The organism is Streptomyces sp. NBC_01477 (assembly GCF_036227245.1).
Lineage (GTDB): Bacteria > Actinomycetota > Actinomycetes > Streptomycetales > Streptomycetaceae > Actinacidiphila.
Genome location: NZ_CP109445.1, coordinates 5,594,902 through 5,608,810 on the forward strand (window position 1 = coordinate 5,594,902; position 13,909 = coordinate 5,608,810).

A 13,909-nucleotide genomic window follows, 5' to 3' on the forward strand; every position below is an offset into this window, starting at 1 on the left:
AGGACAACTCCCGTGCGCCGTAGGCTCACCCCGTGCCGACCGAAAACCCCGCGCAGAACACCGTCAAGCACTGGCAGGAGTGCGCCGACGTGTACGACTTCCTGGAGCAGATCCGCCTGCGGCCCGGCATGTGGCTTCCCAACGGCTCACTCCAGCACCTGCAGTCCATGCTCATCGGCTACCGAGTAGCGCTCGGCGTGCACTCCATCGACGAGAGCTTCATTTTCTGGCCCGAAGAGGACTTCACCCGCTGGCTGCGCGAGCAGCACGGCATCTCCGGCTCCCTTGGCTGGGCAGCGGCCATCGAGCATAGAACGCCAGCGGACTCCACACCGATCGACGAGTTCTTCCGGCTACTGGCCCAATATCGACAAGGCGGGGGAGGAGGAGAACGATGACCGATCTCCAGTTCAGCTGGGAACTCAGCGGGTCTGGCTGGGCAACGTGCCGCATCACAGACGGTCCATCGGAGCGCAAGGACATCGTCAGCTACTGCACCGATGCCCTCGCCGACGTGCTTCACGGCGTTGCCGGCCTCTACGGCCCCAACCCCGTCCACCGGTTCTCCTTCGACCTCGAACCGGCCGAAGTCAGGTGGGTCCTTCGAAGCATGGGGTCGGACGTACGCATCTCGATCTACCGCTTCCCGGACATGTCAGCGAGCTTTGACGTGAACGACGACGACGGCACGCTCGTTTGGACCTCAACGCAAAACCGAAGCGCCCTGAGCCACGCCGTCATCGACGCCGCGCAGTCAGTGCTGCGGCTGCACGGCGAAGAAGGATACCGAGCCAAGTGGGTTCAACACCCCTTCCCCGTCGCCGCACTGCAAGACCTGCGCCGGCTGCACCTACGAGATGACGCATGCAGCAACCAGCACGACATCGCCGTCTCATAGGCGGTCTGCGTCTCTGCCGGGAAACGATCACCTCTCGGACGGGAAGCGATCTCCAAAGGCGTTGGACGTAGCTGGTCAGAGTCACTCGTGAACACCCCACAATGGAGTCGTTCTTGAGCTGATTCAAGAAGGGCCGGAGAAGTCCCACCGACCGTGAAGGTCGGTGGGACTTTTGTCATTTTCGAGGTCGGTTCGGGCCTGCCTGTCGCAGCGGACGCGTGGCAATGTGCGGTCGCGGGTCGAGGCGGACTGCTCACCTGGCGTCGCGCGGGTGCGCGGGCACCCGGCGGGACCCCAGAGCGGCCTCGCCTCCTCACGGGTTACCCGGAGCGCTTCACGGCCGGACGCGTAGGCGGTCACTCGTACGTCCTTCGTACGTCGTACGAGCAACTGGTCGTACGACGTCGCAACGGCGGCCTGTCAGGGAGGCGTTGGGGCGGACATGTGAGCTGCGCCACAAGGTGGCGGTGCGGAAATAATCCGATGGCCGTAAGAGCTTGAGGTTTCAAGATCTTACGAGGGAGTCGATATGTCGGCAGACGCAAGTCCTGCGCCTATTGCGGCGTCCGCGGTACCGGCCGTCGCCGGTGTCCGTACCAAGGTGCGAGTTCCGTTGCGCTTCCCCGACGGGTGGGAGACTGCCGCGGACGTTTTCACCTTCACCGGCCTGGCCGACGGCAAGGAGCACCTGGCGCTCGGGATCGGCGATTACGCGAACGTGGCCGTGCCGCTGGTGCGGCCGCATTCGGAGTGCCTCACCGGCGACGTCTTCGGTTCGCAGCGCTGCGACTGTGGCCCGCAGCTGCGCGAGGCGGTGGAGCGTATCCGCGAGCGCGGCGGCTATCTGCTGTATCTGCGTCAGGAGGGCCGGGGCATTGGCCTGTACGCGAAACTCGACGCATACGCGCTGCAGGACGACGGCTTGGACACGTACGAGGCGAACCGCGCTCTGGGGCGGGGTGAGGACGAGCGCGACTACACGGCCGCGGCCCAGATGCTGACCGCTCTCGGGGTGGGCGCGATCCGGCTGTTGAGCAACAATCCCGACAAGGCGCGGCAACTGGCGCAGTTCGGTACGCAGGTGGCCGAGCGAGTGCCGACCGGTGTGCACGTCTCCGACGCCAATGTCCGCTATCTGCGGGCCAAGGTCGAGCACACCGGCCACACCCTGGCCCTGCCGGCCTGAAGCGGTCGTCGTCCCTGCGCTGTCGCCGCCGCAAGGACGACGCCTATCGATGGCGGCGCAATAGGCGACGGAACGGCTGCGTGGCGCTCGGTGTGGTTGCCCGGCGGACGCGTGACACGACCCACGATCGAAACGGTGGCGTTTCGATCGTGGGTCGTCTACGCTCTAGGTGTACGACATCGTTTCGATGGCAGCATCGGACGGCGGGGTCCGTGGCGTCAGCGCGGCGCAGGACGAGGCCGTACGCTGTTGCCGCCCACCAGCGGATTCGGAGGACAGGACATGACGGCTCAGGCATCTGCCGCACGTCGTACCCGCCTGACCCCCGAGCGCGAGCGGGAACTGTACGAGGCGGTCGTCGAGCTCCTGCGGGAGGTCGGCTACGAGGCGTTGACCATGGACGCGGTCGCCGCCCGTACGCGGTCGAGCAAGGCCACCCTCTACCGCCAGTGGAAGGGCAAGCCGGAACTTGTCGCCACCGCGCTGCGGCACTCCAAGCCGGTGTCGCTCGCCGACATCGACACCGGGTCGATCGCGGGCGACCTGCACGAGCTCGTCCGGTGCCACGACGAGAACGAGGCCAAGCGTGACCAGGAGCTCATGCGCGGACTCGCGCATGCCGCCTTCCGGAACGAGGACCTTTTCCGCGCCCTGCGGGAATTGCTGATCGAACCGGAGCTGGTCAGTTTCCGCGTCCTGGTGCAGCGCGCGGTGGACCGCGGTGAGCTGGCTGCCGACAACCCGGCGCGTGACTTCATCCCGCACATGCTGTTCGGCGGCGCAATGGCGCGTCCAATCCTCGAGGGCGTCGACGCCGATCCCGATTACAGCCACAGATACATCGACGCCGTGGTGGTCCCCGCCCTCGGTCTGTCATAAGTCGCATCAAGAAAGCTGATCAGCGTGTAAGCACACCGTTGCGTCGGTCCGGCATGCCCCAACGGCACTGCGCACTCTTCCGATCATCCCTCTGACCCGCCCCACCTGACACGCCGCTCTCGTCGTCGGGCTGGTTCCACACGCCCATTTTCGCCCCTTCCTGACGGGAGCCCCTGCCTCCATGGCCACTTTCCTCTACAAACTGGGCCGGTTCGCCTTCCGGCGACGGCGATACGTCGTCCTCGTCTGGGTCGCGCTGCTGGGCCTCGCAGGAGTCGGCGCCGCGACCGCGCCGTCCGCGCCGGCTGACAACTTCACGGTGCCCGGCACCGAGGCGCAGAAGGCGTTCGACCTGCTGCATGAACGTTTCCCCGGGACCAATGCCGACGGCGCGAGCGCGCGCATCGTCTTCAAGGCGCCCGGCGGCCAGAAGGTCACCGCCGGGCCGAACAAGGCGGCAGTGAAGCAGGTCGTCGCCGAACTGGGGCACACCCCGCAGAAGGCCACCGCTGCCGATCCGTACACCGCCGACGCGGTCAGCAAGGACGGCACCACCGCCTATACGACAGTCACCTATGAGGTGAAGTCCGCCGAGATCACCGATGCCACGCATACGGCGATCGAGGACGCCGCCCAGCACGGCCGGGACGCCGGACTGACCGTGGAGGCAGGCGGTACCGCGCTGCAGGCGTCGCCGTCGACCGGCAACAGCGAGGCAATAGGTGTCGGCATTGCCGCGGTCGTACTTCTGATCACGTTCAGTTCACTGGTCGCCGCAGGGCTGCCGCTGCTGACCGCGATCATGGGTGTCGGCGTCGGTATTGCGTCGATCACCGCGCTGGCGAGCACGTTCGGTCTGTCCAGCACGTCGTCCACACTCGCGTCGATGATCGGACTGGCGGTCGGCATCGACTACGCCCTCTTCATCGTCTCGCGTCACCGGCATGAACTCATGGAGGGCCGGGACGGTGAGGACGCGGCCGGGCGCGCGGTCGGCACGGCCGGGTCCGCGGTGGTCTTCGCGGGGCTCACCGTGCTCATTGCGCTGGCCGGACTGTCGGTCGTCAACATCCCGATGCTCGGCAAGATGGGCATGGCGGCGGCGGGTACCGTGGCGCTCGCCGTACTGATCGCCCTCACCCTGATACCGGCGCTGCTCGGCTTCGCCGGCCCCAAGGTGCTGAGCCGCAAGGTGCGCAAGGGCCGGGCGGTCGCCGACGGCAAGCCCAACATGGGTACGCGCTGGGCGCGGTTGGTGGTGCGGCGGCGCGTTCCGTTCCTGCTGGCCGGAGTGGTCGCACTGGGGCTGGCAGCCATCCCGATGAGCAGCATGCAGCTCGGGTTGCCCGACGACGGCTCGCAGCCGGTCAGCACCACGCAGCGCAGGGCCTACGACATGCTGTCCGACGGTTTCGGGCCGGGCTTCAACGGACCGCTCATGGTCGTGGTCGACGGCGCCCACAGCGACAGTCCCAAGGCGGCGGCGCAGCAGATCAAGGAGACGATCTCCGGCTTCGCCGACGTCAAGACGGTCACCGAGCCGGCGTTCAACCCCAAGGGTGACGCCGCGACGCTCAGTGTGGTGCCGGTGTCCAAGCCGAGCAGCGCGCAGACCGAGGACCTGGTGCACGTCATCCGCGGCCATTCGGGTGAGTTCACGAAGGCCACCGGCGCCGAGGTGCTGGTGACCGGTACCACCGCGATGAACATCGACGTCTCGCAGCGGCTCAACGACGCCCTGCTGCCCTATCTGGCGCTGGTCGTCGGCCTGGCCTTCCTGCTGCTGATGATCGTCTTCCGGTCGGTGCTCGTGCCGCTCAAGGCCGCGCTCGGGTTCCTGCTGTCGGTGCTTGCCGCACTGGGCGCGGTCGTGGCGGTCTTCCAGTGGGGCTGGCTGTCCGGCCTGATCGGGGTGGAGCAGACCGGGCCGATCATGAGCATGATGCCGATCTTCATGGTCGGTGTGGTGTTCGGCCTCGCCATGGACTACGAGGTCTTCCTGGTCACCCGGATGCGGGAGGCCTACGTCCACGGGGAGACGCCGCAGCAGGCGGTCGTGACGGGATTCACCCATGGCGCACGAGTGGTGTCCGCCGCGGCCGTCATCATGATCAGCGTCTTCGCCGGATTCATCGGATCGTCCGAAGCGATGATCAAGATGATGGGATTCGGCCTGGCCATTGCGGTGGCTTTCGACGCGTTCATCGTTCGTATGACCATCGTGCCCGCGGTACTCGCACTGCTCGGGCGTGCCGCATGGTGGCTGCCCCGGCGGCTGGACCGCGTGCTGCCCAATGTCGACGTGGAGGGCGAGCAGTTGCGCAAGACCCTCGCCGAGCAGCCGCGGTCGGCTGCCGAGGAGGAACGCGAGCCGGCTGTGATCTGAGCCGTACCTCACCCGTGCGGGTGAGCGCCCTGTCGGCCGGTTCGTTCTGCGCGTGCGGACCACCGGCGGGGCGCTCCTGCGGCATGGCGGGTGCGAGGTGAGTTTGCGGGGGCGCCGGGTTGACGCCCCGCCCTCCTGACGTCAGCTCAGGACCGGCTGCTGTGCGCCGTTCTCGAAGCTCAGCAGCCACCGCTTGCGCTCGATGCCGCCGCCGTAGCCGGTCATGCTGCCGTTGGCGCCGACCACCCGGTGGCAGGGCACGATGATGCTGATCGGATTTTTCCCGTTGGCGAGGCCGACCGCGCGGGAGGCGGTGGGCTGGCCCAGGACCGCGGCGAGTTCGCCGTACGAGACGGTCGCGCCGTAGGGGATGTCGCGCAGGGCTGCCCACACCCGGTGCTGGAACGGGGTGCCCGAAGTCGACAAGTCGATGTCGAAGTCCGCGACTTCGCCGGCGAAGTACGCGCTCAGCTGCTCGGCGGTACGGGCGAGGACCGGGACGTCGGTGGCCGCGACCCGAGGTCCGAAGGTGTCCTGCGGCGGGATGTGCCGGTGCTCCGTCATGTACAGGCCTGCGAGGCCACCCTCCCGGGTAACCAGGGTCAGTAGGCCGATCGGACTGTCCATGATCGTATGAGCGGATGCGGTGAGGGTCGCCGCCGTGGCTGTGCGAGCTGTCGTCGTCATCGTGAAGCGCCTTCCGGTTGCGGGTGATCGGTGGGCAGGACGTTGATCGGATGATCGCCGGTTGCCCACAGGTATTGCGTCGCGTAGGCACGCCACGGCTGCCAGGCCGCGGCGTGCCGGGTCAGCGCCGCGGGTGTGGCGGGCAGGCCGAGGTCGCGGGCGGCGTAGCGGACTCCCAGGTCGGTCGGCAGGAAGGCGTCGGGGTCGCCGAGCGCCCGCATCGCGATCGTCTCGACCGTCCACGGCCCGAAGCCCGGCAGGGCCGTCAGCTGCGCTCTCGCGCGCTGCCAGTCGCTGCCGACGTCCAGGTCCAGCCCGCCGCCCTCCAGGGCGCCCAGCAGCGCCGCCAGGGTGTCCCGGCGGCTCTGCGGCATCGCCAGCGCCGCCGGGTCGTGGCCGGCCAGGGCGGCGGGCGAGGGGAAGAGGTGGGTGAGGCCGCCGGCGGGATCGTCGACGGCGTCGCCGTAGGCCGCCACCAGCCGCCCGGCGTGGGTACGGGCGGCGGCCGTTGAGATCTGCTGCCCGAGCACCGCGCGGACCGCGAATTCCGGTCCGTCCGTCACCCGTGGCACCCGCCGCCCCGGCGACTTGGCGACCAGCGGCGCGAGCACCGGGTCGGCGGACAGCAGCGCGTCCACCGCCAGCGGGTCGGCGTCCAGATCGAGCAGCCGGCGGCAGCGGCTGATCGCCTGCGCAAGGTCGCGCCAGTCGGTGAGCCACAGCCGGCAGCCGATGTGATCGGCCAGCGGCCGCAGCTCGACGATGCCGGCGCCGTGCGGCAGGCGGACGGTGCGGCGGTAGGCGCCCGCGCGCCACTCCTCGACGCCGGGGACGGCGGTCGCGGCAAGGTGCCCGAACAGGTTGTCCGGGGTGAGCGGGCGGCGGAAGGGCAGTCGCAGCGCGATGGAGCCCGCGGTCGCCGCGGGGCGGCCCCTGGCCACCCTGGCGCGCAGCTCGCCCGGCGCAAGGGCGAAGACTTCGCGCACGGTGTCGTTGAAGGCGCGGATGCTGGAGAAGCCGGCCGCGAAGGCGATCTCGCCCATCGGCATGGTGGTGGTCTCGATGAGCAGCCGCGCGGTCTGGGCGCGCTGCGCGCGGGCCAGGGCGAGCGGTCCTGCGCCCAGCTCGGCGAGCAGCTGGCGCTCCACCTGGCGGGCGCTGTAGCCGAGCCGGGTGGCGAGTCCCGGGATGCCGTCGCGGTCCACCACACCGTCGGCGATCAGCCGCATGGCGCGGGCGACCAGGTCGGCGCGCTCGTTCCACTGCGGTGAGCCGGGGCTCGCGTCGGGCCGGCACCTTTTGCAGGCGCGGAAGCCGGCCTGCTGTGCGGCGGCGGCGCTCGGGTAGAAGGTCATGTTCTCGACCTTCGGGGGCACGACCGGGCAGCTCGGCCGGCAGTAGATGCGGGTGGTCAGCACCGCCGTGAAGAACCACCCGTCGAATCGGGCGTCCTTCGACTGGACAGCGCGTACGCAGGCGTCGAAGTCGGTGTGCATGTCACCAGCATCGCCCCTCGTCACCGTCTCGGTCTGGCGAGAAAACGACATCGAGGTCGGGACACGCCGCTGCTGTCAGTCAGTGACGCTGCTTTCCGGAACGAACTGCAGATCGTCGTATTCCGGGTGTCTGGTGAGCCACCCGGCGATGAACGGACAGATGGCCAGCACCCGCAACCCCTGGGTGCGGGCGTCATCAAGGGCGGTACGCGCCAGCGCCGAGCCGATCCCGCGGCCCTCGTAGGCCTCGCCTACCTCCGTGTGGATGAAGGCGATCACCTCGGGCGTACGGATGTACGCGGCCGTACCGGCCAGATCGTCGCCGACCCTGGCCTCGTAGCGGCGGTCCTGCGGTGCGTCGGCTACGGAGACTGCTTCGGCGTCGTCCATTGCGCCGGAATTCGTCACGACCGGTAGCCCTCCACCGTCGAGGACGGGCGGACGCGGGCGGAGCCGGGGTCCTCGCCCGCCTCGGACAGGGCGCGGCGCTGCCGCAGCAGGTCCCAGCACTGGTCGAGTTCGTGTTCCAGCGCGGTCAGGCGTTCGCGTTCGTCCGCGCCTTCCGGGCCGGCGTCGGCGAGCAGATCGCGCAGCGTCTTCTCGTCGGCGACCATCTTGCTGATGCGGCCGAGTATGGCCTGCTCCGCACTGGCGTCGTGGGGCTGTTGCACGGGGGACACCTCCCAGGGATCGCTGTTCTCCACTCTTGCAGGTCACCGGGAGCGGCGCTCGCGGTGCGCGGGCGTCCGCCGTTCCCGCCCGGCTGCTACGGGTCCTCGGGCGCCTCGGACGTCGGGGGCGCCTGGCCTGTCGCGGGATCCGTGGCGACCCCCTGGCCGCGCAGCCACGCGTCGATCTCGAGGCGCACCCGGCGCTCCATGGCCAGCGACATCTCGGCGTCGACGATGTCCTTGGCCAGAGGGCGGAGCCGCTGCATGGCGTCGGAGATGCGGTGCGCCTGCTCGGGGGGCAGGTCGTCCAGCGACCCGAGCACATGGGTCTTGACGACCTCGGTGAACAGCTCGGCAATGGCGTCGACGTGGTCGCGTACCTCGCGGCCCGCGGCAAGGACCGCGGCCAGCGGTACGCCTTGGCGCACGAGGGCGGCCGACGCGTCGAGCAGGCGGCGGCTGGTGTGCAGCGCGCTTTCGCCCGCGACGGAGATGTAGCCGATCTCCAGAGCCGTGGTCAGGTTTGCCGGGCTGGCGTCGTCGCCGAAGTAGTCGGCCAGCTCCTGCGGGGTGAGCACGACCGGCGTCTCGTCCGACCAGGGGGCGGCGAGGGTGCCGCCGAGGCCGAGCAGTTCGGCGACGCCGTTCAGGGTGCGGCCGTTCTCCCAGGCGGTGATCAGCTCGGTGATGCCGCCGAGGGTGTGGCCGCGTTCCAGCAGCGCGGCGATCGTGCGCAGCCTGGCGAGGTGGTTCTCGGAATACCAGGCGATACGGCCGTCGCGGCGGGGCGGTGGCAGGAGCCGGCGCTCCCGGTAGAAGCGCAGCGTCCTCACAGGTATCCCGGCCGCTTCCGCCAGCTCCTCGACACGGTATTCGCGTGCGCCCGGGTGCCCGCCGGGCTGTGCGCCGGCGGAAGCAGCTGTGCTTGTCTCGTCCACGCGGTCGTTCACCCGGCCACCCTATGCGCTGGCGTAAGGGGCTTCATCCTGGTGCGGCGTTCCTTCCCCGACATCCCGCGGCCATTCTCCGCGGATTTCGGGCCACCCCCTACCGCAGGTAACCTGCCGTGCCCTACAGTCCAAACAGTGCCAGTGATTGATGGCACGATGTGCGGCGGTACGAGGGCCGGTCGCGGCCCCCGGCCGTGGACGGGCCGGCAGGAAGGAAGGGCGGTGCCATGGACGACGACAACCGCGAACACGTGCGGGTGGCGGTGATCGGGTCCGGATTCGGCGGTCTGGGAGTCGCTGTACGGCTGCGGCGCGAGGGGATCACCGACTTCGTGGTCCTGGAGCGGGCCGAGGCGGTGGGCGGCACCTGGCGCGACAACAGTTACCCGGGCTGCGCCTGCGACGTGCCCTCGCATCTCTACTCGTTCTCCTTCGCCCCCAACCCGGACTGGCCGCGCGCCTTTTCCGGGCAGGAGCACATCCGGGCCTATCTGGAGCGCGTCACCGACACCTTCGGGCTGCGCCCGCACATGCGGTTCGGCGCGGAGGTGAAGCAGGCGCGCTGGGACGGTGCCGCCCGGCGCTGGGAGGTGACCACGGCGGCCGGCGAGCTGACCGCCGACGTCCTGGTGTCGGCTACCGGTCCGCTGTCCGACCCGAAGATCCCCGACATCCCCGGTATCGAGGACTTCCCGGGGCCGGTCTTCCACTCCTCGCGCTGGGACCACGACTACGACCTCAGGGGCAAGCGCGTCGCCATGGTCGGCACCGGCGCGTCGGCGATCCAGATCGTGCCGTCCATCCAGCCGGAGGTCGGCAGCCTGACCGTCATCCAGCGCACCCCGCCGTGGGTGATGCCGCGCGTCGACCGCCCGGTCAGCGGCGCGGAGCGCTGGCTGCACGGCAAGGTGCCGAGCACCGCCAAGGCCAGGCGCGGGCTGCTGTGGACGATCAGGGAATTCCAGGTCGGCGCGTTCGTGAAGCGCCCCCGGCTGATGAAGGCGGCGGAACGCATCGCCCGCGCCCATTTGCGACGGTCGGTCAAGGATCCCGCGCTGCGTGCCCGGCTCACCCCCGACTACACGATCGGCTGCAAGCGGATCCTGTTGTCCAACACGTATTACCCGGCGCTCGCGCAGCCCAACACGGAGGTCGTCACCGCCGCCCTTGCCGAGGTGCGCGGTTCTTCCGTGGTCACGGCGGACGGCACCGAGCGCGAGGTCGACGCGATCATCTTCGGCACCGGCTTCCACGTCACCGACATGCCGATCGGCGACCGCGTCATCGGCGCCGACGGGCGCACGCTGGGCGAGCACTGGAAGGGCGGCATGGCGGCGCTGCGGGGGTGCACGGTCGACGGCTTCCCCAACCTGCTGCTCATCATCGGCCCCAACACCGGCCTCGGTAACAGCTCGATGATCCTGATGATCGAATCGTCGCTCAATTACGTCGCCGACTACATGCGCACCCTGGCGAGCACCGGCGCCGCTGCGCTGGACGCCAAACCCGCCGCAGTGGCCGCGTGGAACGAGGAGATGCAGCGCCGCGCCGCCCGCACGGTCTGGAACACCGGCGGCTGCAGGAGCTGGTATCTCGACGCGAACGGGCGCAACACGACCGCGTGGCCCGGCACCACCGCGGAATTCCGGCAAGCGACAAGGCAGTTGAAAATCTCCGAATACGATCTGATAGCGCCCGCCGCGGGTGACGTGGCGCAGGCGGGCGATGATCGTACGATCCGGGCGGAGGCCGCGTCATGACGCTCCCCTACGAAGAGGTGCCCCCGCGCCGGACGCTGCACGTGGTGTCGCCCGGCGGAAACCGTGTCCATGTCGAGGAATTCGGCCGCCCCGACGGTCCCACCGTGGTCCTCGCGCACGGCTGGGCGTGCTCGATCCTCTTCTGGGCGCCGGTGATACGGCTGCTCTCGTCCGATTTCCGGGTGATCGCCTACGACCAGCGGGGTCACGGCCGCAGTGCGGAGTCGCTCACCCGGAAGGGTTACGACACCGGCGTACTGGCCGATGATCTGGAAGCCGTACTGGAAGCGGTCGTACCGGAGGGTGAACGGGCGGTGCTGGCCGGGCACTCCATGGGCGGTATGACGATCATGGCGGCATTCGGGCGGCCGGCCGTACGCAGCCGTACGGCCGCGGTGCTGCTCGCCAGTACCGCCAGCGGGCGGCTGCTCGGCGCGACCGAGGTGCTGCCGCCGCGCCTGTCGGTGCGGTGGCTGCGGCGGGTCTTCCACCGGCAGCTGCTGACCTCGCGGCTGCCGCTCGGGCCGATCACTCCGCTGTCGCGGGCGGCGTTCGGCTACGGCGTGCTGGGGAAGGCCCCGACCAGGGAGCAGGTGGCCTTCACCGCGCGGATCGTGCACGCCTGCAAGGCCAGGCAACGTGCCGCTTGGGGCCGGGTGCTGGCCGTCCTCGACCTGGACGCGGAGATCGCCGCGCTGGACGCGCCCACCGCCGTCCTGGTCGGTACCCACGACAAGCTCACGCCCAAAGTGCACTCCCGCGGCATGGTGGAGGTCCTCCCGCACTGCGTCGGCCTGACCGAACTCCCCGGGCTCGGCCATATGACGCCGATCGAGGACGCGGCGGCTGTGGAGTCCGTCATCCGGGCGCTGGCCGCCGCCCACGCAGTGTCGCCTTCCGGAGTTGACGCGGAGGGTGACGCCGCTGCCCGACAGAGTGACCCCGTAGCGGAGGAGAAGAGCGCATGAGCCGATCATCGGTGCACGGTCAGGTCGTGGTGGTGACAGGCGCCGCCCGCGGGGTGGGCGAATTGCTGGCCCGCAAGCTCGCGGCGCGCGGCGCGCGGCTGGCGCTGGTCGGGCTCGAGCCGGACGAACTCAAGCGGGTGACCGAGTCGCTGGGTGGTGACGCGGCCTGCTGGACCGCGGACGTCACCGACCGGGCCGCCATGGCGCAGGTCGCCGCCGATGTGCTCGCGCACTTCGGGCGGATCGACGTCGTCGTGGCCAACGCCGGTGTGGCGACCGGCGGTCCGTTCCTCGACTCCGACCCCGAAGCGTTCGACCGCGTCATCCACGTCAACCTGCTGGGCAGCATCGCCACCGCCCGAGCCTTCCTGCCGGCGCTGCTCGAATCCCGCGGCTATCTGCTGCAGATCGCCTCGCTCGCCGCCCTCACACCCGCGCCCATGATGGCGGCGTACTGCGCGAGCAAGTCGGGCGTGGAGGCCTTCGCACACAGCCTGCGCGCGGAAGTCGGGCACCAGGGCGTCGCAGTTGGCGTCGGATATCTCAGCTGGACCGACACCGACATGGTGCGCGGCGCCGACGAGGACGACGTGCTGCGGGAGTTGCGCGCGCGGCTGCCGTGGCCGGCCAACCGCACCTATCCGCTGGAGCCGGCCGTGGACCGTATCGCGGCGGGTATCGCGCGGCGTTCGCCCCATGTCTACGCGCAGTGGTGGCTGCGCGGCATGCAGTCCGTGCGGGGCGCGCTGCCGTCGGTCATCGGCGGGGCGCTCGGGCGGCGCGAAATGCGGCGGGCGGCACCCGCGCTGGCCCGAAACGCCGGCGCGCAGCGCGGCCTGGTCGGGCGGGGAGGAGCAGCGGACGAGTCGGCCCGCGCTGTCGGACATCACATTCAGTGACGACAATGCGCTGCTGACCTGCGGAGATTCGCACGCGATCGCCCCGGGATGCGCTGATCGTCCCCCCGTGTAAGTCTGATCGAGGCCGCATCCCCACACACTCCAGGAGGAGTAATCATGGGCGGTATGGACGACATCAGGAACAAGGCGGGCGAGTACGCCGAGAAGGCCAAGGGAGCCCGCCGTCAGGGCTCCGAGCAGGCCGACGACAGCGCGCAGCGGGCCGGGCAGGACGCCTCGGAGCGCTCCGGCGGTCGCCTCGACGAGTCTGCCCGGAGCGGCCAGGAGCAGGCTCGCCGGCGCGTGGGCGACGACTCCACCGACGAGGCCCAGGACGACTGGAGCTGACGTCGCGCCGTGGGATAGTCACGCGAATACCGTGACCTAGGGAAGGGGTGCCCCTCGGGGCGCCCCTTCTCCAGTTCGCGGAGTCATCGCGCGCAAACGCTCGCGGCTGAGGTGATCGGCCCGGCGGGTCGTTTCCGGGAGGCGGTATCGGGGGGCGAGTCGCAGGGTATGGGCGCACGCGTGGTCCAGGCCGATCGCGTGGCCCACCGACACGAACACCGGCTTGACGCCCGGCTGTGTCCGCACCGCCCGCCCCACGACCTCGCCGTCGTCCGCCGTCAACGGCGCCCCGGCGCCGCGCTCTTCGCCGACATCATGGTGGCCGAAAACGAACGGCGTCTTTGCCACGCCGAAGCACGGCAACCCGGTCAGCACTCCCAGATGCACCGCCAACCCCGCCCGGCGCGGATGGGCGACGCCGTAGCCGTCGCACACCAGCAGGTCCGGGGTGTGCGTCAGCTTCTCCAGCGCCGCCATGACCGAGGGCAGTTCGCGGAACGCCAGCAGCCCCGGCACGTAAGGGAACGCCACCGTCCCCTCGGCCACCGCCGCCTCCACCGGCTCCAGCGTCGCCGCGTCCAGGACCACGGCGGCGGCGACGAGGGCGGTGCCCTCGCTGGCGTACGAGACGTCCACGCCCGCCACCAGCCGGACGTCGCCAGGTGCCGGTCCCGGCGACGTCAGATCCGCCAGAGCGCGTATCCGCTCCTGCTCGGCCAGAGCCTCGTCCACGGTCTGCGGCCAAACCGCCCGCGCACCACCGCTGCTGTGAGTGTCCATT

Annotated in this window: 15 protein-coding genes; 9 read left to right on the plus strand and 6 right to left on the minus strand. The window is 70.0% G+C overall.

All coding sequences use genetic code 11. The features are described 5' to 3' along the window. Nucleotides 1-32 precede the first annotated feature (32 nt). From OHA86_RS23815 to OHA86_RS23835, 5 genes are all read left to right on the plus strand, one after another. Nucleotides 33-398, plus strand: coding sequence for a hypothetical protein (locus tag OHA86_RS23815; RefSeq protein ID WP_329176864.1), 366 nt, complete (start codon nucleotides 33-35; stop codon nucleotides 396-398). Next, nucleotides 395-898 carry a hypothetical protein gene (locus OHA86_RS23820; protein WP_329176865.1) on the plus strand — a complete coding sequence of 168 codons (504 nt, stop codon included), beginning with the start codon at nucleotides 395-397 and terminating at the stop codon, nucleotides 896-898. Before OHA86_RS23815 ends, OHA86_RS23820 begins: the two co-directional genes overlap by 4 nt. Nucleotides 899-1,427: 529 nt before the next feature. Further along, nucleotides 1,428-2,084 (plus strand): GTP cyclohydrolase II, encoded by a 657-nt coding sequence (locus OHA86_RS23825; protein WP_329178327.1) that lies wholly within the window; start codon nucleotides 1,428-1,430, stop codon nucleotides 2,082-2,084. A 282-nt stretch (nucleotides 2,085-2,366) separates the two neighbouring features. Continuing rightward, the gene (locus tag OHA86_RS23830; protein ID WP_329178328.1) at nucleotides 2,367-2,963 is read left to right on the plus strand and encodes a TetR/AcrR family transcriptional regulator; all 597 of its coding nucleotides are present in this window, start codon (nucleotides 2,367-2,369) and stop codon (nucleotides 2,961-2,963) included. A gap of 181 nt (nucleotides 2,964-3,144) precedes the next feature. After that, on the plus strand, nucleotides 3,145-5,349 hold the full coding sequence (locus OHA86_RS23835; RefSeq protein ID WP_329178330.1) for an MMPL family transporter: 2,205 nt from the start codon (nucleotides 3,145-3,147) through the stop codon (nucleotides 5,347-5,349). Nucleotides 5,350-5,490: 141 nt separating this feature from the next. Here the strand turns inward: OHA86_RS23835 and OHA86_RS23840 are convergent, their stop codons facing one another. The 5 genes from OHA86_RS23840 to OHA86_RS23860 form a co-directional block, all read right to left on the minus strand. After that, the gene (locus OHA86_RS23840; protein ID WP_329178332.1) at nucleotides 5,491-6,036 is read right to left on the minus strand and encodes a methylated-DNA--[protein]-cysteine S-methyltransferase; all 546 of its coding nucleotides are present in this window, start codon (nucleotides 6,034-6,036) and stop codon (nucleotides 5,491-5,493) included. Next, a complete protein-coding gene (locus tag OHA86_RS23845) occupies nucleotides 6,033-7,532 on the minus strand; it encodes an AlkA N-terminal domain-containing protein (RefSeq protein WP_329178334.1) in 1,500 nt (499 codons plus the stop codon). Before OHA86_RS23845 ends, OHA86_RS23840 begins: the two co-directional genes overlap by 4 nt. 75 nt (nucleotides 7,533-7,607) lie before the next feature. Next, nucleotides 7,608-7,922: a GNAT family N-acetyltransferase gene (locus OHA86_RS23850; RefSeq protein WP_329178335.1), complete on the minus strand. Its 315-nt coding sequence runs from the start codon at nucleotides 7,920-7,922 to the stop codon at nucleotides 7,608-7,610. Between the two features lie 14 nt (nucleotides 7,923-7,936). After that, on the minus strand, nucleotides 7,937-8,203 hold the full coding sequence (locus tag OHA86_RS23855; protein ID WP_329178337.1) for a DUF2630 family protein: 267 nt from the start codon (nucleotides 8,201-8,203) through the stop codon (nucleotides 7,937-7,939). 95 nt (nucleotides 8,204-8,298) lie between these two features. After that, nucleotides 8,299-9,060: a MerR family transcriptional regulator gene (locus tag OHA86_RS23860; RefSeq protein ID WP_443072011.1), complete on the minus strand. Its 762-nt coding sequence runs from the start codon at nucleotides 9,058-9,060 to the stop codon at nucleotides 8,299-8,301. A 320-nt stretch (nucleotides 9,061-9,380) separates the two neighbouring features. Here OHA86_RS23860 and OHA86_RS23865 point away from each other — a divergent pair, with 320 nt between their 5' ends. From OHA86_RS23865 to OHA86_RS23880, 4 genes are all read left to right on the plus strand, one after another. After that, complete coding sequence (locus tag OHA86_RS23865; protein WP_329178338.1) at nucleotides 9,381-10,913, plus strand: flavin-containing monooxygenase; 1,533 nt, start codon at nucleotides 9,381-9,383, stop codon at nucleotides 10,911-10,913. After that, nucleotides 10,910-11,881, plus strand: a complete 972-nt coding sequence (locus OHA86_RS23870) for an alpha/beta fold hydrolase (protein WP_329178340.1) — start codon at nucleotides 10,910-10,912, stop codon at nucleotides 11,879-11,881. The genes OHA86_RS23865 and OHA86_RS23870 overlap by 4 nt, the downstream gene beginning before the upstream one ends. After that, nucleotides 11,878-12,780 carry an SDR family oxidoreductase gene (locus tag OHA86_RS23875; RefSeq protein WP_329178342.1) on the plus strand — a complete coding sequence of 301 codons (903 nt, stop codon included), beginning with the start codon at nucleotides 11,878-11,880 and terminating at the stop codon, nucleotides 12,778-12,780. The genes OHA86_RS23870 and OHA86_RS23875 overlap by 4 nt, the downstream gene beginning before the upstream one ends. Before the next feature lie 117 nt (nucleotides 12,781-12,897). Continuing rightward, nucleotides 12,898-13,128, plus strand: coding sequence for a hypothetical protein (locus OHA86_RS23880; RefSeq protein WP_329178344.1), 231 nt, complete (start codon nucleotides 12,898-12,900; stop codon nucleotides 13,126-13,128). 36 nt (nucleotides 13,129-13,164) lie between these two features. On the opposite strand, the gene OHA86_RS23885 is transcribed toward OHA86_RS23880, so the two are convergent. Next, nucleotides 13,165-13,908, minus strand: a complete 744-nt coding sequence (locus OHA86_RS23885) for an endonuclease V (RefSeq protein ID WP_329178346.1) — start codon at nucleotides 13,906-13,908, stop codon at nucleotides 13,165-13,167. Nucleotide 13,909: the final 1 nt, after the last annotated feature.